The organism is Gemmatimonadaceae bacterium, assembly GCA_036504815.1.
GTDB lineage: Bacteria > Gemmatimonadota > Gemmatimonadetes > Gemmatimonadales > Gemmatimonadaceae > PNKL01.
The window spans coordinates 152,610-174,828 of record DASXUN010000021.1 but is presented as its reverse complement, the minus strand read 5'-3'; the positions used below and the strand labels follow the sequence as shown (position 1 = coordinate 174,828).

The following is a 22,219-nucleotide window of genomic DNA, read 5'->3' as shown; positions in this document are numbered from 1 at the left end:
GTTGCGTGACAAGGCGTGACATTGGTAAGTTAGGACCACTATGCGAATACACGCGAGCAGTGCCGCTCTTCTCCTGACAGTCTGTGCTCCCGCCGTTTCCCTCGGCGCTCAACGCGTGCCGCCCGTGCGGCCACTCGGCCCGGTGGTCAGCGTCTCGCCCGAAGGCCTGTTGCGCTCCGTGTCGCTTGTGCGGTCGCTGCCGAATGGGGCAGTGCTCGTGCATGACCTCACGGGACGGCAGGTGGTGTTGCTGGATTCGCTGCTTCTCCTGCGACGCACCGTCCTCGACACGTCCGCGGCGAGCGGCGCGGGATACAACAGCCGCATCGCCGGCCTCATTCCGTACCGGGGCGATTCGTCGCTGTTCATCGATCCCGAGGCGCTCACGATGACGGTGATTGACGCTGCCGGCGAAACGGTTCGCGTGATGGCGATTCCTCGGCCACGGGATGCCGATTTCATGATCGGCGGGCCGTTCGGCACGCCCGGCGTGGATCCACTCGGCCGCATCGTCTATCGCGGATTCGCGCCCGCTGATCGTCGCGGTGCGAGTACCGGTCCACCGGAGCCGGGGAAGCCGTTCATTATGCCGCAACCGCCGGACTCGGCGCCGATTGTGCGCGTGGATCTGCGCGAAAAGTCCATTGACACCATCACGTGGGTGAAGAAGCCGACCGAGCGGTTTGAGGTGCGGCAGACGGACAAGGGTTTCGCTACGACCGTACGCACCAACCCGATGCCCGTGGTGGACGATTGGGTGTTGCTTGCTGATGGACGCATCGCCGCACTGCGCGGTCGCGACTATCACGTGGACTGGTTCGCGCCTGACGGAGCGCGCTCGTCAACGCCCAAGGTGCCATTCGGCTGGCAGCGCATGAGCGACGATGACAAGGTGAGACTCATCGACTCGGCGAACGTGGCATGGCAAGCCGAGCGAGAGCGTTTGAACAAGCAGGTGAACGGGGGCGAGGGCGAAGGTGTGCCGGTCGGCGGCGCCGCGATGCGGGCGCCGCCCGTGCGTTTTCAGGTGCCGAATTACCAGCCGGTTGATGCGAAGGAACTTGCGGACTACCGCCCGGCCTTCCGCACAGGAGCGATGAGCGTCGACACGCAGGGGCGGCTCTGGATTCGCACGACGGCCCTGTCCGACACCGGCCCGGTGTACGACGTGGTGGATGCAAGCGGAACGCTCGTGGACCGTGTGCGCCTGCCGTTCGGCCGCGTGGTCTCCGGATTCGGCCCTGGCGTCGTGTACCTCGGAGTGCTCGACGACAAGGGCGCGCGACTGGAGCGGGCGAGAATCAGATAGGCTGCTGGGCGAACTGCCACCACGAAGATTGAAGGGCGCGAAGGGGCGCGAAGGTGATGCACAGAGGCCCGCCCAAGTGGAGATGGCGGGCCTCTGTTGTCTCTCTGTTGGCTCTCTGTTGTTTCTCTAAACCGGAAACACCATCTCACGATATCTCGGTAGGGGCCAGAACTCGTCACCAATAGTGAGTTCCAAGCTATCGCAAACCTCTCGCACCTTGGCCATGCAATCCGCTCCGGTGCTCGTGAGGAACTGCGCGCACTTGCCGGGCGTCTCGTGCATCGAGTCGCCCTTCTCGGCGGCCGCGCGGAGCGCGGCGGTGCGCTTCTGGAGATCGGTGATCTGCCTGGCGAGCGTCGTTGCCGCGGCGGCCGCGGGGTTGGTCTTGATGCCGGCGGCCTTGGACTTCTGCGCGGCATCGGCGACGACGCCGAGGTACTTGAACGCCGCGGGGATGACCATCGTGTCCGCCATCTCGCGCATGGTGTGCATCTCGATGAGCATGTCCTTCGTATAGCGCTCGATGCGCACGTGATACCGGCTCTCGAGTTCGGCCTCGGACAGAATGCCGAGTGCCGTGAAGAGCTTCCGCGTGGTCGGGACCTTGAGATAGTCGAGCGCTTCGGGCGTGCGACGCAGGTTGAGCAAGCCGCGCGTCTTGGCCTCCTTCACCCATTCCTCGGAGTAGTTGTTCCCCTCGAAGCGGATCGACGCCGTCTCCTTGAAGGCGATGCGCACGACCTTGAGCACCGCGTCGTCAATGCTCTTGGTCTTCTTGAGTTCGTCCTTCAGGTCGGCGGTGAGCTCGCCAATGGCCTCGGCGACCACCGTATTGAGCACCATCACCGGGAAGGCGATGGACTGCGACGAGCCGACGGCGCGGAACTCGAACTTGGCGCCGGTGAACGCGAGCGGCGACGTGCGGTTGCGGTCGGTGTTGTCCTGCGCAATCTCGGGGAGCTTGGCGACGCCGAGCTTGATCATGGCGGCATCGGCTGACGTGCCTGTACGGCCGGCGACGATGTCCTCGATCATATTGGTGAGCATCGCGCCGAGGAACACCGAGATGATGGCCGGGGGCGCTTCGTTGGCGCCGAGTCGGTGCTCGTTGCCGGAGGTGGCGATGCCGGCGCGCAGGAGGCCCTGATGCTTGAAGACGGCCTTGAGGACCGCGGCGAGGAACAGCAGGAAGCGCAGGTTCTGGTGCGGTGTCTTGCCGGGCTTGAGCAGGTTGACGCCATCGAGCTCGTTGTCGGAGGCGACGGACATCGACCAGTTGCAGTGCTTGCCGGAGCCGTTGATGCCGGCGAACGGCTTCTCGTGCAGTAGCGCGACGAGTCCGTGCCGCATGGCCACCTTGCGGAGGATCGCCATCACGAGCTGGTTGTGGTCGGTGGCGATGTCCGTCTCCTCGAAGACGGGGGCCATCTCGAACTGGCAGGGCGCGACTTCGTTATGGCGCGTGACGATGGGCACGCCCAGGCGATAGAGCTCGTACTCCACTTCGGCGATGCAGGCCTGCACGCGTTCGGGGATGCCGCCGAAGTAGTGGTCTTCGAGCTGCTGTCCGCGCGGCGGCGGGGCGCCGATGAGCGTGCGGCCGCCCATCACGAGATCGGGGCGCAGCGAGAAGTGGCCGCGGTCAATGAGGAAGTACTCCTGCTCGGCGCCCATCGTCGTGTAGACGCGCATCGCGCCTTTATCGCCGAGTAGCTCCAGCACCTCCATGGCCTTGTGCGAGAGCACGTCGGACGAGCGGAGGAGCGGGGTGACTTCGTCGAGCGCCTCGCCGTTGTAGCCGATGAAGACCGAGGGGATGCACAGCGTCTTGGTGCCGGCCGAATCCATGATGAAGACGGGCGACGCCGGGTTCCACGCGGTGTAGCCGCGCGCTTCCCACGTGGCGCGGAGGCCGCCGGACGGGAACGACGACGCATCAGGCTCGCTCTGGATGAGCTGCTCGCCGGTGAACGACTCCATGGGGAGCTTGTTCTCATCGAACGAGAAGAAGGCGTCGTGCTTCTCGGCGGTGAGTCCCGTCTGCGGCTGGAACCAGTGGCAGAAGTGGGTGACGCCGTTCGACATCGCCCATTCCTTGATGACCTGGGCGACGGTGGGGGCGATGTCGACGTCGAGTTTCTTGCCGAGTCGGATGGCCGAGTTGAGCTTGGCGAAGACTTCCTTGGGGAGCTTGTCGCGCATCTGGCGCGCGCCGAAGGTGAGCGATCCGAAGTAGTGCGAGATCGGCTCTCCACCTTCCTTGGTGGAAGGGATGTCGGGCGGTGTGACCACGCGCGAGGCAATGGCCCTGATAGCGGCAACGCGAGGGTTCATGTGGGCTCTACCGGGATAGAGAATGGGCGGGTGCTCTGCAGAAAGTGCAGAATATACAATTATACGAGTACAACAACTCGAAATCAACTGCCATCAAGCAAATAGAGTACACACCTGACTGCAATTTCTGCAAAGAAATCACAACATATGGTGAATCGATCGTCGTGGCGTCTATTAACCGCAGTCATTGCAGATAGTTACACCGATCAATACGGGAAACTCACTCCAACAACGCAAGCTCTGCCGAAGCGTCAAGCGAGATGAAGAATGACCCCATCCGATCGACAGCCTGGAACGGATTTACTTCGGTTCCAGAGCGTTCCCGCTGTTTCACGTAAGGATTGGCCTAAAATCAACTGCCAACTAGAGTTATCGTGATCCGAAAATGCGTAAGGAAAGTGACTACGTAGAACTCCCAATCCTCCGATTGATTCCGGTACCGCGTTCGGACACAATCCTTCCATGGCGTTTTGGGCCTGATTGCTCAGTTGGTCTGAAGCCACCGCCCCCCAATGAGACTGCAACTAGCGCTGCGCATTCTGCCGCGCGGGCAGGGCTCGAAGTTGGGGTTTTTTTGCTGTCCAGACTCTCCGGGATGACCCCGGAGACCAAGCGGTGGAGGAGCCACGATGCGTCATTTCAGGTTCACCACGATGCTGGCAGGGGCACTCGCCTTGCTCGTAGGCTCAGGAGCCTTCGCGCAAGCGGGAGCACAGGCGGCGTCGTGGAAGGCGTCGGATTGCGAGTCTTGTCACGACAAGGCTCTCACGCCGGCGTACAACAAGTCGGCCCACGCCAAGGTCGAGCAGGCGTGCGCGAAGTGCCACAACGACGTCGACGCGCACTTCAAGGCACAGTCGGAAGGCAAGGACGGCCCCGTGCCGTCGCTGAAGAAGATGAAGGCCGCCGACCTGAACGCGAACTGCCTGAGCTGCCATGAAAAGGGCAACCAGGAGAGCTACGTGAGCGGCATGCATGCGCGCCGGAACGTCTCCTGCGCCTCGTGCCACAGTGTGCACAGCCCCAAGTCGGCGACGGCGCAGCTGAAGACGAAGTCGGACGCCGAGACCTGCTACGCGTGCCACAAGACACAGCGCGCCCAGATGAACCGGACGTCGCACCACCCGGTGCGCGAAGGAAAGATGGGCTGCTCAAGCTGCCACAACCCGCACGAGGGGAACACCCCGAAGATGGTGAAGGCGGAGACGGCGACGGAGCTGTGCTACTCCTGCCACACGGAAAAGCGCGGTCCGTTCCTCTTCGAGCATGCGCCGGTCCGCGAAGACTGCGCGACCTGCCACAATCCGCACGGCTCGAACCACATGCGGATGCTCAACCAGAAGATGCCCAACCTCTGCTGGGGCTGTCACCTCACGGGTTCAGGCCACTTTGGCTCGCTTGACAAGTACGCCACGGAACAGGGCGTGACGATCGCCCCGACTGGCGCGCCGTCCGGCTATCCGACGGTGAACTCGCGCTTTGTCGGACGTTCCTGCGCGAACTGCCACCTGAACATCCATGGTTCCAACTCGCCCTCGGGCGCCTACTTCATCCGGTAACCCACCCATGACACGCGCAATGAAGATTCCAGCGTTCGTCGCCATGGGGCTTCTCATGGTGGCATCGGCCGCGTCGGCGCAGAATGCGCCCACCAGCGGCGGCTCGATCACGATCAAGACGACCGGTGTCGAAGACGTGACGTCGTCCAAGTTCACGGAATACAAGGACATTCCGAACGGCGCCTCGATCTCGAACTTCAACCTCTTCTCGACCACGAAGCAGGTCGACTTCAACCTGACGGGCCAGAACGTGTCGCTGAAGAACCAGCGCTACTTCGGCTCGCTGAAGGCGATGGGCCTTGGCGTCAAGTTCGACTACAACCAGGTGCCGCACAACATGGGCTTTGACGCCCACGCGACGCTCGCCGAGTCGGCGCCCGGGGTGTGGACGGCTCCGTCGACGCTACGCACGGCGCTGGCGAACGCGATCAACGCGATGATGCCGACGTCGACCCGCACGATTCCGTGGTATCAGGGGCTCTTCACCCCGACGTTCCAGGCCGCCGGCCTCGTGGACATCACGGGCGTCCGCAAGACGGGCAACGTCGAGCTCGACCTGGGCAGCCACCTGCCGCTGCCGGTGACGCTGTCGTACACGAACACGCTGAAGGAAGGCTATCGTGGCCTGACCAGCATGAACATTCGCGGCGCACTCGGACCGGCGATGGAAGCAGCGACGCCGCTGGATGAGATGACGCACGACATCGGCATCAAGACGTCGTACACGTTCAAGCACGGCAGCGCGTATGCCGGCTACAACCTGAGCATCTACGACAACCGCGCGCAATCGATGCTGATCGACAACCTCGTGCAGGGGGTCGACCAGGTTCAGACGGCGGCGGTGGGTTCAACGGTTCCGGCGATGGGCGGTCCGTCCCGCGACCGCGTCGTCATGGCGCCGGACAACGAGGCGAGCACGGCCCGCGCCGGCGTGACGTTCAAGTTCGCGAAGCAGACGCGCATCAGCGCCGGCCTCGCGCTCTCGATGCTTACACAGGACGCGCCATTCTTCCCGTACACGGCCGCGGCGATGAACAGCAGCCCAAGCGGACTGAACCTGGCCAGCCGCGCGGCGCTGCAGCAGCCGTCGTACGGCGGCAAGGTCAACACGACCATGTACAACTTCGCGTTTTCGAGCCGGCCGGCAGAAGGGCTGACCCTGCGCGCGCAGTATCGGGTGAACGACCTGAAGGACAAGTCGGACAAGTACGTGATCACGGGTGATGCGTCGCAGGGCAACGGCGCCTGGACGGCCGTGACCGCGACGGCCGCCGATCCGTTCGGCCATGCGACGGCGAACATCTACGACACGAAGAGCTCGCGCTATTCGGCGTCGGCGACGTACGACTACCAGGCGTTCACGATTGAAGGGCAAGTGCGCGGCGGCCAGCTGGAACGGACGCATCGCGAAGCCGAGAAGGGGACGGAGAGTGGCATGGGCGTGACGGCCCTGTATCACTACAATGACTGGCTGGGCTTCCGCGGCACGTACGATTTCAGCAAGCGTACCGCCGAAGGCGAGACCGTCTACGGCTTCCAGCTTGACGAAGCCGCCTTCGAGAACACGAAGACGGGCGTCGAGATCGAACTCACGCCGGCGGACGGGTTCGACCTGAGCTTCGCGTATTTCCGTCGCAACGTCGATTTCGTCGACCGCCCGAACCGCATCGCGGTGTCAGCGGGCGTGCCGATCGCCGGTGCCGTTGCCACGCCGAACACGCCGAGCGGCCTGCTCGATACCAAGTACGACAGTTACACGGGTGAGTTCAACTACGTCGCCAATGCGCGCCTGACGATCGGCGGGTTCTACACGTTCGAGAAGGACGCACGCACGAACCAGTGGTCGACGACCAACTCGGCGACGGCGCCGGTCAACCCGCTGAAGATCAACAACCTGCTGAACTACGCCGGCACCGACGAGACCAATACCTACGGTGCGAACTTCACCTTCCAGGTCGTGCCCGAGAGGCAGACGTTCTCGTTCGCCGCGACCAGCCAGAGAGTGGACGGCCTGATGGACGTCACGGCGCTGGAAACGGGCACGTTCTACAACCCGGGCCGTACGACGCTGATTCCGGCCGGCCAGGGCGGCGCCGGTGACCTCACCGACTGGGACGACACCGAAATCACGACGCTGAACGCTTCGTACAACTACGTGGTGACGAAGGACTGGGCGATCTCGGCCGGGTACATGTTCGAGAAGTACGACTACAAGGATCCGTACAACTGGAACAGCAGCCTGATGCCGACGACGCTCATCTTCAAGATGAAGCCCGATGACGGCAAGTACACGGCGAACCTCGTGTACGCCAAGCTGACGTTCAAGTTCTAGGCCGGCTGGACCGCGGCGAATCGCCTGATGCTCCTGACAGCAGGGATTCGCGAGCGGTGAGGGAGAAGCGACGAGGTCCCCCGGGTGGCAACACCCGGGGGACTTCGTATTGTTGTGTGGTCAGCCATCAACGAGCACCGCGTGCGCATTGTCGTCATCGGAGCGACCGGACACATCGGGACGTGGCTCGTGCCACGACTGGTCTGCGCGGGACACGACGTCGTGGCCGTGTCCCGCGGCGAGCGCCTGCCGTATCAGCCCGCCGGGGAGTGGCAGGCGGTGGCGCATTGCCGCCTCGATCGTACCGTCGCCGAGCGTGAAGGATCGTTCGGCACGGCGATTGCCACACTACGGGGTGATGTCGTGGTTGATCTGCTTTGCTTCACCCCGTCGTCCGCCACACGGCTGATCGACGCACTGCGGGGCCGCGTCGGACTCTTCGTGCATTGCGGGACGCTGTGGGTGCACGGCAATCCGCGCACGCGACCGTATGACGAGACGGCGCTGCGCGAGCCCTTCGGCGAGTATGGCATCCAGAAAGCGGCAATCGAGCGCCTGCTGCTCGAGGCCGCCGCGAGTGGATTTCCGGCCACGATCCTGCACCCCGGTCACATCACGGGTCCCGGCTGGTGGCCCATCAATCCGGCGGGTCATCTCGACGAAAGCGTCTTCGCGGCGCTGGCGGCGGGGGAAATGGTCACGCTGCCCGACGATGGCCTGGCGACCCTGCAGCACGTGCACGCGGACGACGTGGCCCAGGCGTTTGCCTGCGCTGTGGCGCAGCCAGACGCCGCCGTTGGCGAGGCCTTTCACGTGGCGGCGGCGCAGCCGGTGACGATGCGCGCCTATGCGGAAGCGGCCGCGGGGTGGTTTGGGCAAACCGCGCGGCTGGACTTCTTGCCGTGGGAGGCCTGGCAGGAGACCGTGAGTGCTCGCAGCGCCGCGATCACGCGGGACCACATCCTGCACGCACCGCACGCGAGCATCGAGAAGGCGTGCCGACGGCTCGGTTTCGCGCCGCGCTACAGCGCGCTCGAGGCGGCACGCGAGGCAGTCGCCACGATGTACCCCGGCCGACTGCAGCCCTGAACGCTGGCGCGGGTGGCGGTCGAACCGCATCTTGTGGGCGCGCTGTCCCCCTCCGCTGTTCGCACCCCACTCCGGAGCGCTCGTGACGATCTGGTACGTCGACATCATGTGGGCCATGATGCTGTTCGGCATCACCCTGTTCCTGGGGTGCTTCATCGTCTCGAATCGGGCGATGCGCGGTATGCGGACGCTTGGCCTGGCGACGTCGTATGCCATCGGACTCTGGATGGCCATCGTCCTGCCGTGGCGGATTGCCGCCACGACATGGTGCGTCATCGCGGCGGCCTGCGGACTCGTGGTGTTTGCCTACGAACTCTGGGCGCGGTACCGCTATGCCGGCACGGGACGCCGCGCACGTCCGCTGATCCTCCTGCAGGGGTTCCTGTTCTTTCCCGCCCTCCTTCCCGATGCAATGGAGGGCATGTGCGTGGACCTGGGATTCCTGCCGCCGAGTCCAGAGGGGGACGATTCGCCGGCGTACGCGGGCGAGCAGGGATGAGCGACGGGCGCCAGCGGTAGCCGGCGCCCGTCGGATATTCAGAACGTCGCCAGCAGTGCGCTTAGTCGCCCGGAGCGCTCGGTCATGGCAGCCTGCTCGCTGACCAGCTTCTGCACGACCGCGTTGGTGTCGGCGCTGCCGCGAACGGCGGTGAAGTCGGCCATTCGGTCCTCCTCCGACATCCCGAGCCCGAAGCCAATGCGGGCGAAGGCACCGAACTCCTTGCGGGAGTCATCGAGCACCATCGCGTGCAGGGCCGCAGCCGCTTCATCGTGGGCGGCGAGGATCGTTTCCGCCTGTTCTCGCGTCAGCGCCTCCGGGGCGCATCCCTGATCCTCGGCGAACGCGGCGCAGACGTACTCCCACTCGTCGGCGTCCGATAGCGCGGCGATCTCAGCGAACCGCCGCTGCACCGCATCCAGCGACGCAAGCGCACCCGACACGATTTCCTGCTCCAGTGCCTGCAGTCGCTCGACGGGCATCAGCAGCCCCCCGACGTCGGTCCACGCGAGAGGCTGGCGCAGCGCGGACACATGCCGCAGGGCGTGCTGCACTTCCAGCCACGTCTTCGCCCCGGCCCGTTCGATGCGATCGAGCACGCGGCCGTTCAGGTATCGCGTCACACCGTGGGCATAGTACTTGGCCCCCTTCCGCAGCAGCAGGCGCTTGATCGCCACGCCGCCGTACTGCACCGAAAGCTTTTCCTTGGGCGTGGTCTCGTGCAGCCGCCGGAGCAGGGAACGCCCGGCACGCATCTTCTCCACGGTGAACGGCGTGAACACCCCGAACGAAATGAGGTCACGCCGGACCTTCCCCTTGCGCCCATCCCGCTTGGGCCACTTCTCGCCGTCGCGCACCGTGCCGACCGAGGCGAGGTTCATGCCGGGAATCATCTCCGACTGGCCGTTCACCTCATGGATATACGTGAATGGCAGGTCGGGCGTGTTGATGTTCGCATAGTGCTTGCCGATGACCACGCTGAATGCGCCAATGTGGGTCTCGTGCAGCACATAGGCGAATGAGCCCGTCTTGGTGCCGCGCTCGAACACGCCCTGGTGGACGGGGCCGAGCTTGTACATATGGTTGCTCTGGTTGGTTCCGGATCCTGCGTTGTAGAACGAGAACCCGGCGGCGATCAGCAGGGTCCCCTTGTGATGCGTGACAGTATACGGGCCACCGAATACCGACACCGCTTCGCCGTGAAAGAGCTCACAGTTGGCGAAGAACAGGGCGTGCTCCGCCGAGAACTGCTTGCCAACCCGGCATGCCTGCCCGACGAAGACCTTTTCCAGCAACGCGCCGCCGGTGACGCTGGCGCCCTCGGCAATGACGAAGTGCCGAGCCTGGACGGCTTCGCCGACCACGGTGGGATGCTCGGAGCAGCTCAAGATGGTGCCGTCCTCGAGCAACGCCGCCCCGCGAACCATCGCATGCGGGCCGATGGCGACGTTTCTGATCAGTCCGCAGTGCAAGACGCGGGCGTTGGCGCCAACGAGCCCTCGATCACTCCGCGCGGCCGCCACCTCCGCGTCGACCAGCCGCCCCAGGGCGCGGCGCAATTCCTCCGAATGCAGTCGGAATGCCTGCAGGTAGGCGAACTGCGCCGTGAGTCCCGGCACGAGGCGTACCGTTCGTCCGCCTCCTTCGTTGACCGCCTCGATCCCCATGCCGGCGCCGAAGGTGCAATTCGCGTCCGTCGTGAGTGACGCCACATCCTGGATGACGGCGCCGTCGTCGATCTGGCAGCGGGCCACGACCGAGCCAACGCGCGCGATGCGGACGTTGGCCCCGATGGTGCAGTCGGCCACGGTCGCGTCGAAGATGCCGCACGGCAGCTCAACGCCGTCCACCGTCGCATGTCCCCGGTTGACGCCGACCACCACGACGCCGTGAAAGTGCGCGTTGCGAATCCGCGTCAGGTCGGCGCCGGCGTCGATCGACAGCTTCGACCAATCCGTGGCACTGCATCCCTGCGTCTTCAGTTGCTCGATCTGCGCCTGCGTCGGGGAGGGCATGGGTGATTCGGAAGGTCAGAGTACCGGCAGCTTGAGGTTTTCGCCTTCGATGTCCTTGAAGTACTTCACCGTTCCCACCTTCAGCTCATAGGTGGACTCCTCGTCGCAGATGATCATGCCGTGGCGATGCAGCTGCAACTGGGAGACGGTCCACATGTGATTGACGCCCTCCTCGACCACCTTCTGCAGCGCGCGCGCCTTGCCATGACCGCTGACCAGGATCATCACCTCGTGCGCGTCCATCACGGTGCCGACGCCCACGGTCAACGCCGTCTTGGGCACCTTGTTCGGATCGTTGCCGAAGAATCGGGCATTGGCCACGCGCGTGTCATGCGTCAGCGTCTTGATGCGCGTGCGCGAGGAGAGCGACGAACCCGGTTCATTGAACGCGATGTGGCCGTCGGCCCCGATGCCGCCGAGAAAGAGCTGGATGCCGCCGATCTTCCGGATGCGCTCCTCGTAGTCGTCGCACTCTTCCTCCAGATCGCGGGCGTTGCCGTTCAGGATGTTGACATTCTCCTGGGGGATGTCCACGTGGCTGAAGAGATGGTGCCACATGAAGTGATGGTAGCTCTCCGGGTGCGTCTCAGGCAGCCCGACGTATTCGTCCATGTTGAACGTGACGACGTGCTTGAACGAGACCTTGCCCTGCCGGTGCAGGCTGACCAGGTGCTGGTAGGTCCCGATGGGTGAGGAGCCGGTCGGCAGGCCGAGGACGAACGGACGGTCCTTGGCCGGATTGAAGGCGTTGATCTTGGTGGCGATGGTGTGAGCGGTCCACTTGCTCATCGCCTCGTAAGTGTCGTGAATGATGATGCGCATAGTAAAAGCAGAGAGAAAACAGAGAGACAACAGAGAGACAACAGAGAGACAACAGAAAGACAACAGACTACAATGGGGACGGGGTTAGGGGAGGGAGACCAGAATCCTTGCGTCGGCGACGGCGCAGCCGCTGCCCTGATCGCGGACGATGAGGGGGTTGATGTCGAGTTCCTGAATCTGCGGGCAGTCCACGGCGAGCTGCGACAGGCGCTGCAGGCATTCCTCGAGTGCGGCGATGTCGCGATGCGGACGTCCGCGAGCGCCGGCGAGCATTGGGAAGGCCTTCACTTCGTGCATCATGGCGCGAATGTGCTCGACGGGAATCGGCGCGATCCGGAACGCGACGTCGCGGAAGATCTCGACGAAGATGCCGCCCAGGCCGAACATCACGACGGCGCCGAAGGCCGGGTCGCGCTTGACGCCGAGGATCACTTCCTCGCCCGGTCCCGCCATCTGCTGGATGAAGACGCCGTCGATGCGCGCGTCCGGCTGATGCGCCCGGACCTTGGCCAGGATGACGTCGTGGGCCGACGCCGCGGCGCCGGGACTGTCGAGGCCCAGCACGACCGCGCCGATATCGAACTTATGAATGACATCTGCCGACTCCACCTTCATCGCCACCGGAAACCCCACCTGCGCCGCGACGCGTGCGGCGTCCTCAGCGGTCGTGGCGATCCCGCTGCGCAGGACCGGCAGCCGATATGCCTCGAGCACCCGCATGGCATCGGCAGGCGTCAGATAGGAACGGCCCGACGTGACGTAAGCATCCAGCACGGCGTGCGCGGCATCGCGGTCGATGTCGGTGAACTGCCGGGCGGGGGTAATCGTGCGATGCTGCTCGACGCTGAAGTCATGCGCGCGCGCAAAGGCGCGGCACATCGATTCGGGGAGGATGTAATGCGGAATGTTGCGCCGTTGGAGAATGCCGATGCCGGATGCGACATCCGTCTCGCCCATGAATGACGTGTACGTCGGCTTGTCGTGCGCGGACGCGACGTTGCACACCTCCTCGGCGATGGTGTCAATGTCCGTCATCGACTGCGGGGTGAGTATCACCAGCGCGCCGTCGACGTTGTCATCCTCGAGAGCGCTTCCCATCGCGACGCGATAGCGATCGGCGCGCGCGTCGCCGATGACATCGACCGGATTCTTGATATTGGCCGTGACCGGGAGCGAGCGCTTGAAGATGTCGCGGGTCTGGTCGGAGAACGTCGCGAGTTCGAGCCCCTCGTGCACCGCCGCATCCGTGGTCAGCACGCCGGGACCGCCGGCATTCGTGATGATGGCGACGCGGCGTCCCCTGGGGAGCGGCTGGTACGTGAGCGCGATCGCGTTGTTGAACATCTCCTCGATCGTCTGGCAGCGGATGACCCCGGCCTGCTTCAGCGCGGCGTCCACGATCTCGTCGCTCGCGGCAAGGGAGCCGGTGTGCGACGCGGCGGCCGAGGCGCCTTGCCGCGTGCGGCCGGACTTCAGGACCAGCACGGGCTTGCCGGCCTCGTGGATGATGCGCCGCGCCGCGTCGACGAACGCCGCGCCGTGCGTCATCTCCTCGAGGTACATCAGGATGACCCTGGTCTTCGGGTCATCCTTGAGGGCCAGCATCAGGTCGATGTCGCTGATATCGGCCTTGTTGCCAAACGAAATGAACTTGGAGAAGCCGATGTTCTTCGCGTGCGCGTAATCGAGCACCGCGGTGCACAGCGCGCCGCTCTGGGAGAGGAAGCCAATGGACCCTTCGGCGGGCATGCGACGCGCAAACGACGCATTGAGGTGGACGTCGGGATCGGTGTTGATGACGCCGAGGCAATTCGGGCCGATGAAAGGCATCCCGTACCTGCGGGCGATCTGCACGATCTCCTCTTCCCGCTGGACCCCGGCGCCGCCCACCTCGCGGAAGCCGGCGCTGATGATGATGAGGCCCTTCACGCCCTTCTGGCCGCACTGTTCGAGGGCCAGCTTCACGACGCTGCTGGGGAAAACGATGACCGCGAGATCGACGGGGTCCGGAATGTCGAGGACGTACTTGTACGCCTTGACGCCCGCAATGGACCTGGCACTCGGGCTGACCGGGTAGATGGTCCCCTGGAAGTCGTCCTTCAGGATGTTGCTGAAGATGTCGAACGGCACCGTACCGGGCACGCGTGTCGCGCCGACGACTGCCACGGACCGTGGAGAAAAGATCGGCCCGAGCCGGTCGGTGCCCGGGCCGGAAGATGCAGGCATGGCGCCTCCAAGAGGGCTGCCGCGTGCTGTTCAGGTCACATACTGCGCGATGAAGTCCACGGCCCCGTCAACGGTCTGGACCTCGCGGGCCTTGTCCTCATCCATCTCGATGCTGAACTCCTCCTCGAAGCCGGCGACGAGCTCGACGCTCTTCAAGGAATCAGCCCCGAGGTCGAACACAAAGTTCGACGTGGGGAGCACTTCGCCAGCGTCGATGCCGAGAACGCGCGCGACGACCCTGGTGACGCGCTGCTGGAGTTCGGTGCGATCCATGACATTCTCCGATGCCGTTGCGTGAACCGGCGACGGTGGACGTGCGACGGAGGAACAGTGAATCAGCCCGCGATTCGGACCTGTCAATTCTGGGGTGAATCGAAGGGGTCGGCAACCGCGCTTCACCCGACGAAACCGGTCGATTTACCTGACGAGGGCTCAGCGCGCCCCGCGCGCCGAGCGCAGGATGGCGTATCCCACGAGATTCATGAGTGCCACCACCGCGGCGATCTTCAAGCCGAAGATGAGCGGACTCTCCACCTGAATGATCGGGAACATCGCGAAGAAGACGTAAGCCAGCGTCATGATGAGGCCGGACCACGCCGCCAGCTTCAGCCACCACGGCGCGGCGGGCGTGATGCCTCGCAGGCCGAAGAGCGGAATGGCGAACATCACGACGTACGCCAGCGCGTAGAACATGCCGCTGGCATTGAACAGCAACTGGAACGCCTCGGCCTGCCCCACGCCGATCAGGCTCAGCAGGGCGATGCCGAAGGAACTGGCCCCGACGACGATGATGGAGTTGACGGGGGTGCGATATCGGTCGTGCAGCTTGCTGAACCACGGTGGGAGCAGGCGGTCCCACCCCGCCACCATCGGCAACCGCGTGACCGCGGTGAAGCTCACGCTGGCCTGCGCGATGCGCATGCCGAGCGACATCAGGATGGCGACGGTGACCAGCGGTCCCGCAATACCAAACGGTCCGAAGCCAACGCGCAGGATCTGCGGCAGCGGTCCGATGAGATCGATCTGATCGGCGGGGATGAAGGCCACGACCGTGCCGGTGCCAAGCACAAACATCAGGGCGATGATCGGGGCGGCGATGATCACCGATCGGGTGACGGAACGCGCCGGCGACCGGGTCTCACCAGCTAGAATCGCCATGTACTCAAAGCCGCTGAAGGCGCCAAATCCCATCTTGGCCAGGATGTTCAGGTTGAGCAGCGTCAGTGCCGGCGCCGCGGTGCGCAGCGGGTGGTACTCCTTCAGGTGACCGCTCGCCAGGCCCAGCCACGGCAGGATGAAGAGCGCACCAAAGATGACCAGCATCATCACGCCGCCCACGTTGTGCACCCACTTGCTGAACGACAGGCCGATGGTGGAGGCAATGACCATCAAGGTGAGGATCACGAAGGATGCTCCCGCCACGAACCAGCCGTTCTCGGTCATCCACGCGGCCCTGGGCCCGAGGGCATACGACAGATAGGTGGCGACCTGCAGGCCGACTTCCGACGTGAACACGATCACGTAGAGCCAGAGGTTCCACGCGAGCATGAAGCCGACCGTCTGGCTGAACCCGAGCTTGGCCCACTGATACAGCCCACCCTCGAGCGGCATCAGGCGGTTCAAGTAGAGCACCACGGCCGCTGACGGCAGATAGAAGAACGCCAGCGCGAGGACCCAGAAGACGAGGTGGGAAGACCCGAGCTTGCCAGCGACCCCGATCCAGGTGAGGCCGACCACGAAAAGGATCTGCGTGAGCGCGAGGTCCACGACGCCCAGTTCCTTTTTCAGCGTCGCGCTCTTTTCCTCGACACGCGCCTCGGCGACGGCCAGCTCCGCCGCCGAGGCCGGGTGGTGCCCGTCGTGGTCGTGCTGCGTCATCAGGTCTCCCGGGCGAGAAGGTCCCAGCATCGTGCCCACGCCTCGAGCCCCTCGTGCAGCCGGCGCACGCGGAAGAATTCGTTGGGGGCGTGATAGTCCTCGTCGGACGTCGAGAACGAGAAGTACACGGTATCGATGCCCATGAGCCGCTTGAACAGCTCCATGATCGGCACCGTGGCACCCATGCGCACGATCAGCGGCGTCGAACCGTAGACGGCGTGCAGCGCAGAGGCCGCGGCCTTCAGCGCAGGATGGTCCGTCGCAATGTGTGCAGCGGGCGTGCCGTGATCGCCGGGCGTCACGAGGAGCCGCGTACCGGGCGGCACGCGCGACTGAAGGTGGCGAATCAAGCACGCCACAATCGCATCAGGGTCCTGATCTGGCACCAGCCGGCAGGTGATCTTGGCGTGCGCCTCGCAGGGAATGACCGTCTTCTGGCCGGGACCCTCGTAGCCGCCCCACATGCCGTTCACTTCCAGGGTTGGCCGCGTCCACTGCCGCTCAAGGAGCGTGTATCCCGGTTCGCCATACCCCAGCGGCGCACCGACCTGCGCGAGATACTCGGCGTCATCAAACGGAATGGCCGCGATGGCGGCGCGTTCGGCGGCGCTCAACGCACGCACCGCATCATAGAAGCCGTCCACGGCAATGCGGCCGTCGGGGTGATGCAGCGATGCGACGAGCTGAGCCATGGCGTGCAGCGGATTGGCGACGCTTCCGCCGTGCCGTCCGGAGTGCAGATCCTTAGTTGCCGCGGTGAGCGTGAAGTTGAGCCCGGCGAGCCCGCGGCTGGCCACGGTGAGCGAAGGCTCCGTGGGACGCCACATGGCGCCGTCGGCCGAGAGGACAAGATCGGCCTTCAGCAGGCCGAGGTTCGCGGCGATGAACGGCTCAAGACTGGGACTGCCGATCTCTTCTTCCCCCTCGAAGAGGAACTTCAGGTTGAGGGGCGGCGCTCCCGCCGCGAAGAACGCCTCCGCAACCTTGATGGGGATCAGCATCGGCCCCTTGTCATCGGAGACTCCGCGTGCAAAGAGCTTGCCATCGCGCAACGTCGGCGTGAACGGCGGCGTCGTCCATTTCTCAAGCGGGTCGGGAGGCTGGACGTCGTAGTGGCCATAGACGAGCACGGTCGGCTTGCCGGGCGCGCCGAGCCATTCGCCATAGATGACCGGATTCCGCGGCGTCGGCATGACGCGCACGGTGATTGGTCCGGCGGCGGACAGCGTCCGTTTGACCCACTCCGCAGCAGCGGTCATATCGGCCGCATGTGCCGGGTCGGTGCTGACACTCGGAATCGAGGCAAATGCCACCAGTTCGTCAAAGATGCGCTGGTGATTCGCCTGCAGGTGCGCGAGAACCTTCTCCATGGACATTACCGGCCTCCGTCCACCGACAGCACCTGACCCGTGATCCAACCCGCCTCATCGGCGGCGAAGCAGAGCACCCCGTAGGCGATGTCCTCGGGAGTGCCGAGCCGCTTGAGCGCGATGCGCTCGATGATCGCGCGCTGGCCTTCGGGGCCGTATGACTCCCACTGCCGTTCCGTCGACGGATTGCAGCGCACGAATCCGGGCGCAACGTTGTTGACCGTGATGCCCCACGGACCTAGTTCGTGCGCCAACTGGCGTGTCAGGCCGATCTGCGCCGCCTTCGCGGACGCGTAGGCCTGGATGCCGGTCAGGCTGATGCCGAGGCCCGCGCCGCTCGAGATGTTGATGATGCGGCCGCGGCGCGCCGCTTTCATGCCGGGAGCCACCGCCTGCGCGAAGTAGAACGCCGCCGTGACGTTGACGTCGAAGATGACGCTCCACTCTCCGGGCGTGATTTCTTCGAGCGGCCGTCCCACCTGCCCGATAACTCCGCCCGCGTTGTTGACGAGGATGTGCACGGCGCCAGACGTTCGGGCCGCCTCGGCGACGAATGCATCGACCGCGGGCTTGTCGCGCACGTCCAGCGGGCGCACGTCGCAGGCTCCACCGGCCGCGACGCAGAGGCGCTGTGTCTCGCGCAACTCATCGGCGAGCAGGTCACACCCCCAGACGTGAGCGCCGCGAGCGGCGAGGGCGAGGCTGATGGCTCGCCCGAAACCGTGCGCGGCGCCGGTGACGATGGCGGTCTTGCCGCTGAAATCAGGATGCATTGTTGCCTCAGTTCGGTTCGGCGTCGTTGAGCGCGTCGAGCGTGTCGAGCGACTGCTCGCGGACGCCATTCTCGATGTCGTGAATGAGCGATACCAGGCGTGCGGTGATGGGCGTCGGCACGCCGGCTTCCGCGCCGAGGGTGACCACGATGCCCAACTGGGCATCCACCTCGGTGCGGCGCTTGCGCACCGCAAGGTCGCGCCAGATGCCGCTGTGCGTCTTTGCCGAGGTGCGATTGTGGGCGACCAATCCATCGAGCGATTGCGCGGCGGCGCCCGGCGGCGCAGCGGGAAGGTACGCCGCGGGGGAGAAGCCATCGAAGCCCTCAGGCGTCACGCTCCGCGCGGCGGCGACGGCCAGGATCTCGCGTGCCAGCGCGATGTAGAGCGGACGGTACGCCGGGAGTGCGAGGGCATCGGCGATTGACTCGTTCGTCAGCGCAGTGGCGAAGAGCATGGCGCCGTACGCCTGCTTGCCCCACAAGTAGCCGAAGATGTTCGTCGTGACGATCGCGCGCTCCTCGAAATCGAGCCACGCCTGGTGAATGGCATGGATGCGCGGGGTGATGCGGCCGTCGATTTCGCCAAGCACGTTCGCGGCCCGGCCGCCGTAGTGCACGACGCCGGGTTCCAGGTAATCCGCACCAAAGTTCACGAACGCGCCCACCGTACGCGGCGCACCGACGATCCCGGCAATGGTGAGTTCGTTGAGTCCATTTTGCGCGGAGACCACGCATCCGTTTTCGCCAAGGTGCGGCCGCAGCGCTGTTGCGGCGCCCTCCGTATGATGCGCCTTGGTGGCGAGAATGATGGTCTCCCACTCACCCTGCACCGTGTCCGGCGTGAAGGCCGGGACCGCCTGGGTGAATGCGTCAATCGGCCCGGTGATGCGCAATCCGTGCGCGTTGATGGCATGCACGTGCTCGGCGACCGCGTCCACCAACGTGACGTCGTGCCCTTTCCGGGCGAGGAAGGCGCCAAGGGTGCCGCCGATGGCCCCCGCGCCCCAGATCAGGCATCGCATATCGAAGTTCCCTAGGAGGGTTCGCCCCACGCGCCGGTGAGGAGGGCACGTGTTTCCTCAACGGCCACCTGCCAGAGGGCGAGCAGTTCGTCGTCGGAGCGCTGGTAGAAGCCGCCGTAGTTGCCATCGCCGAGGTACTGACGCAAGGCGAGCGGATCGAGGAGACGAAGGCGTGCCATGTCCACCATCAGTCGCTGCGTGGTTGGCATCGTGACGGCAGGAATGCGCGTCCACGGAAAGTTCTCCATCCACGAACCGTGCGAGGCAACGGGATCAATGGCCTGCACCTTGGCCCAGGTAGCCGGTGCATTCCACCAATTGTGGAAGATCACCCGGCATCCCGGATGACCGGCTGCCCATTCCTGCGCGAACTGCTGCACGGCGCCGTTGCCACCGTGACCGTTGACGATGAGGATGCGCCGGAACCCGCTGTGCGCCATCGAATCGAGAATGTCGCCCACGACGCGCAGGTGCGTCTCGACCCGCAGCGAGATGGTGCCCGGGAATTCCCGAAAGTACGGCGTGACGCCGTAGGGGAGGGCCGGGAAGACCGGAATGCCAAGCGGTTCGGCGGCCTCGGCGGCAACGCGCTCCGGAAGAATGGCGTCCACCGTGAGCCGCAGGTATGAATGCTGTTCCGTGGATCCGAGGGGAAGGACGGCGCGGTCATCGCGCGTCAGGTACTCCTCCACCTGCATCCAGTTCATGTCGCTGATGCGCACGAGGCCATCCGTTCGCGGGGGAAGAAGAAGCGTGGTGCGAGATAGTATGCGCGTGGGCTACGCATGACGCCACGTGCACGCGGCGCGGCGTGACGAGTTGCCGCGGATGCGCTCCGCATGCAGACTCTCCCGAACGGAGGATTCCATGCGACCAATGCCCCCGAGGCTGCGACACGTTCCTCACGCCGCGATGATCGGCGCGACGATGTTCCTGGTGATGCTCGCGGGATGCGGGGATCGCGCCGCGGGCCTGCGTGGAGACTGGGACTACTACCGGATGCTGGGCGCCAAGCCGAGCGGCGGGTTTGATGCCCTGCGGCGGATGGGATTCGCGCACTTTGAAGGGGCGGACACGGCCGGGGCCTGGCTCAAGCGGCGCAGCGGGCAGCCGATGGAGGGCATCCACGGCATCGTCGTACAGGGCGATTCCGTCCTCATTGACCTCGCGCCGGGGACGTCGATTCGTGCCCGCATCGGCGGGGACACCATTGCCGGGCAGTACTATCGCGGAAAAGATGCGACGCAGCGCATCTGGTTCGTGCGACGCTCGTCGCCGCCGGAGTTCGAGCCGTTCTACCGGCTCTGGCCGGGCGATGTCTCGGACTCGACTTTCGCCGTGCGCATCGATCCGGCCATGCCAATGAAGGCGCGCGATGGCACCGTGCTGATGAACTTTGTCGGACTGCCGGTCGGGAACGGACCGTTCGGGGTCGTCATGGAGCGCACACCGTACCTGCGCATCGACAGTGCGGCGGCGGTGTTCTGGGCCTCGCGCGGCTACATCTATGTAAAGCAGGACGTGCGCGGCCGGGGCGGTTCGGCAGGGGTGCTCGATCCCAACGACCGGCAGGAACAGGACGGCTACGACGCCGTGGAGTGGGCGGCCCGGCTGCCCAAGGCGAACGGCCAGGTGGGAATGATTGGACGGTCGAATCCGGGACTCTACGCCTGGTATGCCGCCATCGCCCAGCCGCCGCATCTCACGGCCATCGCGCCGGCGGTGTCCACGGCCGATCCGCTGCGCATCGTGCCGTACATCGACATGGTGTTCTCGCCCACGATCATCCCGTGGCTCTGCCTGACGCAGGTGCGCGAGACGAACTCGGACATGAGCAACCTCGATGTCGAGGGCGCGTTTCGGACGCTTCCGGTGATCGAAAGCGCGCCCAAGGCGGGGTGCGGGCGTCCGCCGTACTGGAACGACTGGTTCGACCACCAGCAACTGGACCGCTACTGGCGCCGATTAAGTATCGAAGCGCGACTAAATCGCGTGCGCGTGCCGGTGCTGCACATCGGCGGGTGGTGGGACGATTCACGCGGCCCGATCCGCAACTGGCTCGGCATGGATTCCCTGTCGCGGAAACCGTTCCAGCGGCTCTTCATGGACGCCGGCGCGCACAAGGGGATCGATTACGTCAACGGGAGCTTCGGCCCGCAGGCGCGCATCGACTCGCGCATGCTGCAGCTCCGGTGGTTCGACCATTATCTCAAGGGACGCGACAACGGCGTGGACCGCGAGCCGCCGGTGGACCTCTTCATCATGGGAGACAACGGCTGGCGCAAGGAAGCGGAGTTCCCGCTGGCCCGGACCGCGTGGACGAACTTCTACCTGCACTCCGGCGGCAAGGCCAACGGCGGGGGCGGCGATGGCACGCTCGACACGATCGCGCCCAGGGCCGAACCGGTGGATACGTTCACCTACGATCCGGGCCGGCCGACGCCGTACCTCATCGATGCGCGCGAACTCGAGCTCAGCCTGAACGAAGACTACGCGCGCATCCATGCGGAGCGGCGGGACCTGCTGACGTTCACGACGGCGCCGCTGGCGAAGGCGGTGGAGATCACGGGGCCGATGACGGCCACGCTGTACGCGGCGACGGATGCCAAGGACACCGACTGGAACGTGATGCTCCTTGACGTCCATCCGGATGGGCGGGTGATGCGCATTCAGGATGGCGTGGCGCGCGCGCGATTCCGCGAAGGGTTCGACCGGCCGAAGCTGCCCGTGCCCGGGACCGTGTACCGCTACGACATCGACCTCTGGTACACCGGGATCGTGATTCCCGCCGGCCACCGACTGCGCGTGGCCGTGGCCTCGGCGGCGTTTCCGAAGTACGACCGGAACCTCAATACCGGCGGCGATAACGAGCGCGAGCGCACTTTCGTCAGCGCGCGCCAGACGATCGTCCACGACGCCGCGCATCCGTCACTGGTGCGGCTGCCGGTGATTCCGCGGTAGCTGGGCTCCATGGAGCGACGAAGGCCCC

16 protein-coding genes are annotated in these 22,219 nt (G+C 65.1%); 6 read left to right on the top strand and 10 right to left on the bottom strand.

The window, feature by feature from the left end; all coding sequences use genetic code 11:
- The first annotated feature begins 124 nt into the window (after positions 1-124).
- Positions 125-1,309, top strand: a complete 1,185-nt coding sequence (locus VGJ96_10380) for a hypothetical protein (GenBank protein HEY3287509.1) — start codon at positions 125-127, stop codon at positions 1,307-1,309.
- Between the two features lie 126 nt (positions 1,310-1,435).
- On the opposite strand, the gene VGJ96_10375 is transcribed toward VGJ96_10380, so the two are convergent.
- Positions 1,436-3,643 carry a glutamine synthetase III gene (locus VGJ96_10375; protein ID HEY3287508.1) on the bottom strand — a complete coding sequence of 736 codons (2,208 nt, stop codon included), beginning with the start codon at positions 3,641-3,643 and terminating at the stop codon, positions 1,436-1,438.
- Positions 3,644-4,272: 629 nt separating this feature from the next.
- Between VGJ96_10375 and VGJ96_10370 the strand changes: the two genes are divergently transcribed.
- The 4 genes from VGJ96_10370 to VGJ96_10355 all read left to right on the top strand — a co-directional run bounded on the left by VGJ96_10370 (position 4,273) and on the right by VGJ96_10355 (position 9,122).
- Entirely contained in the window at positions 4,273-5,202 is a 930-nt protein-coding gene (locus VGJ96_10370) for a DmsE family decaheme c-type cytochrome (protein ID HEY3287507.1), read from the top strand.
- A gap of 7 nt (positions 5,203-5,209) precedes the next feature.
- Positions 5,210-7,534: an MtrB/PioB family outer membrane beta-barrel protein gene (locus VGJ96_10365; GenBank protein ID HEY3287506.1), complete on the top strand. Its 2,325-nt coding sequence runs from the start codon at positions 5,210-5,212 to the stop codon at positions 7,532-7,534.
- A 141-nt stretch (positions 7,535-7,675) separates the two neighbouring features.
- Positions 7,676-8,623 carry an NAD-dependent epimerase/dehydratase family protein gene (locus VGJ96_10360; GenBank protein ID HEY3287505.1) on the top strand — a complete coding sequence of 316 codons (948 nt, stop codon included), beginning with the start codon at positions 7,676-7,678 and terminating at the stop codon, positions 8,621-8,623.
- Between the two features lie 82 nt (positions 8,624-8,705).
- Positions 8,706-9,122 carry a hypothetical protein gene (locus tag VGJ96_10355; protein ID HEY3287504.1) on the top strand — a complete coding sequence of 139 codons (417 nt, stop codon included), beginning with the start codon at positions 8,706-8,708 and terminating at the stop codon, positions 9,120-9,122.
- A 38-nt stretch (positions 9,123-9,160) separates the two neighbouring features.
- On the opposite strand, the gene VGJ96_10350 is transcribed toward VGJ96_10355, so the two are convergent.
- From VGJ96_10350 to VGJ96_10310, 9 genes are all read right to left on the bottom strand, one after another.
- Positions 9,161-11,137: a DUF4954 family protein gene (locus tag VGJ96_10350; protein HEY3287503.1), complete on the bottom strand. Its 1,977-nt coding sequence runs from the start codon at positions 11,135-11,137 to the stop codon at positions 9,161-9,163.
- Between the two features lie 15 nt (positions 11,138-11,152).
- Positions 11,153-11,959: a glucosamine-6-phosphate deaminase gene (gene nagB / locus VGJ96_10345; GenBank protein ID HEY3287502.1), complete on the bottom strand. Its 807-nt coding sequence runs from the start codon at positions 11,957-11,959 to the stop codon at positions 11,153-11,155.
- An 84-nt stretch (positions 11,960-12,043) separates the two neighbouring features.
- Positions 12,044-14,185, bottom strand: a complete 2,142-nt coding sequence (locus VGJ96_10340; protein ID HEY3287501.1) for an acetate--CoA ligase family protein — start codon at positions 14,183-14,185, stop codon at positions 12,044-12,046.
- 30 nt (positions 14,186-14,215) lie between these two features.
- Positions 14,216-14,458 carry an acyl carrier protein gene (gene acpP / locus VGJ96_10335; protein ID HEY3287500.1) on the bottom strand — a complete coding sequence of 81 codons (243 nt, stop codon included), beginning with the start codon at positions 14,456-14,458 and terminating at the stop codon, positions 14,216-14,218.
- A gap of 159 nt (positions 14,459-14,617) precedes the next feature.
- Entirely contained in the window at positions 14,618-16,063 is a 1,446-nt protein-coding gene (locus VGJ96_10330; protein HEY3287499.1) for an APC family permease, read from the bottom strand.
- On the bottom strand, positions 16,063-17,439 hold the full coding sequence (locus VGJ96_10325) for a dipeptidase (GenBank protein ID HEY3287498.1): 1,377 nt from the start codon (positions 17,437-17,439) through the stop codon (positions 16,063-16,065). Before VGJ96_10325 ends, VGJ96_10330 begins: the two co-directional genes overlap by 1 nt.
- The gene (locus VGJ96_10320) at positions 17,439-18,206 is read right to left on the bottom strand and encodes an SDR family NAD(P)-dependent oxidoreductase (GenBank protein HEY3287497.1); all 768 of its coding nucleotides are present in this window, start codon (positions 18,204-18,206) and stop codon (positions 17,439-17,441) included. Before VGJ96_10320 ends, VGJ96_10325 begins: the two co-directional genes overlap by 1 nt.
- Before the next feature lie 7 nt (positions 18,207-18,213).
- Complete coding sequence (locus tag VGJ96_10315) at positions 18,214-19,230, bottom strand: 2-dehydropantoate 2-reductase (GenBank protein HEY3287496.1); 1,017 nt, start codon at positions 19,228-19,230, stop codon at positions 18,214-18,216.
- Between the two features lie 11 nt (positions 19,231-19,241).
- Positions 19,242-19,952 carry a creatininase family protein gene (locus VGJ96_10310; protein HEY3287495.1) on the bottom strand — a complete coding sequence of 237 codons (711 nt, stop codon included), beginning with the start codon at positions 19,950-19,952 and terminating at the stop codon, positions 19,242-19,244.
- A gap of 145 nt (positions 19,953-20,097) precedes the next feature.
- On the opposite strand from VGJ96_10310, the gene VGJ96_10305 reads away from it, so the two are divergent.
- Complete coding sequence (locus VGJ96_10305; GenBank protein ID HEY3287494.1) at positions 20,098-22,191, top strand: CocE/NonD family hydrolase; 2,094 nt, start codon at positions 20,098-20,100, stop codon at positions 22,189-22,191.
- Positions 22,192-22,219 lie beyond the last annotated feature (28 nt).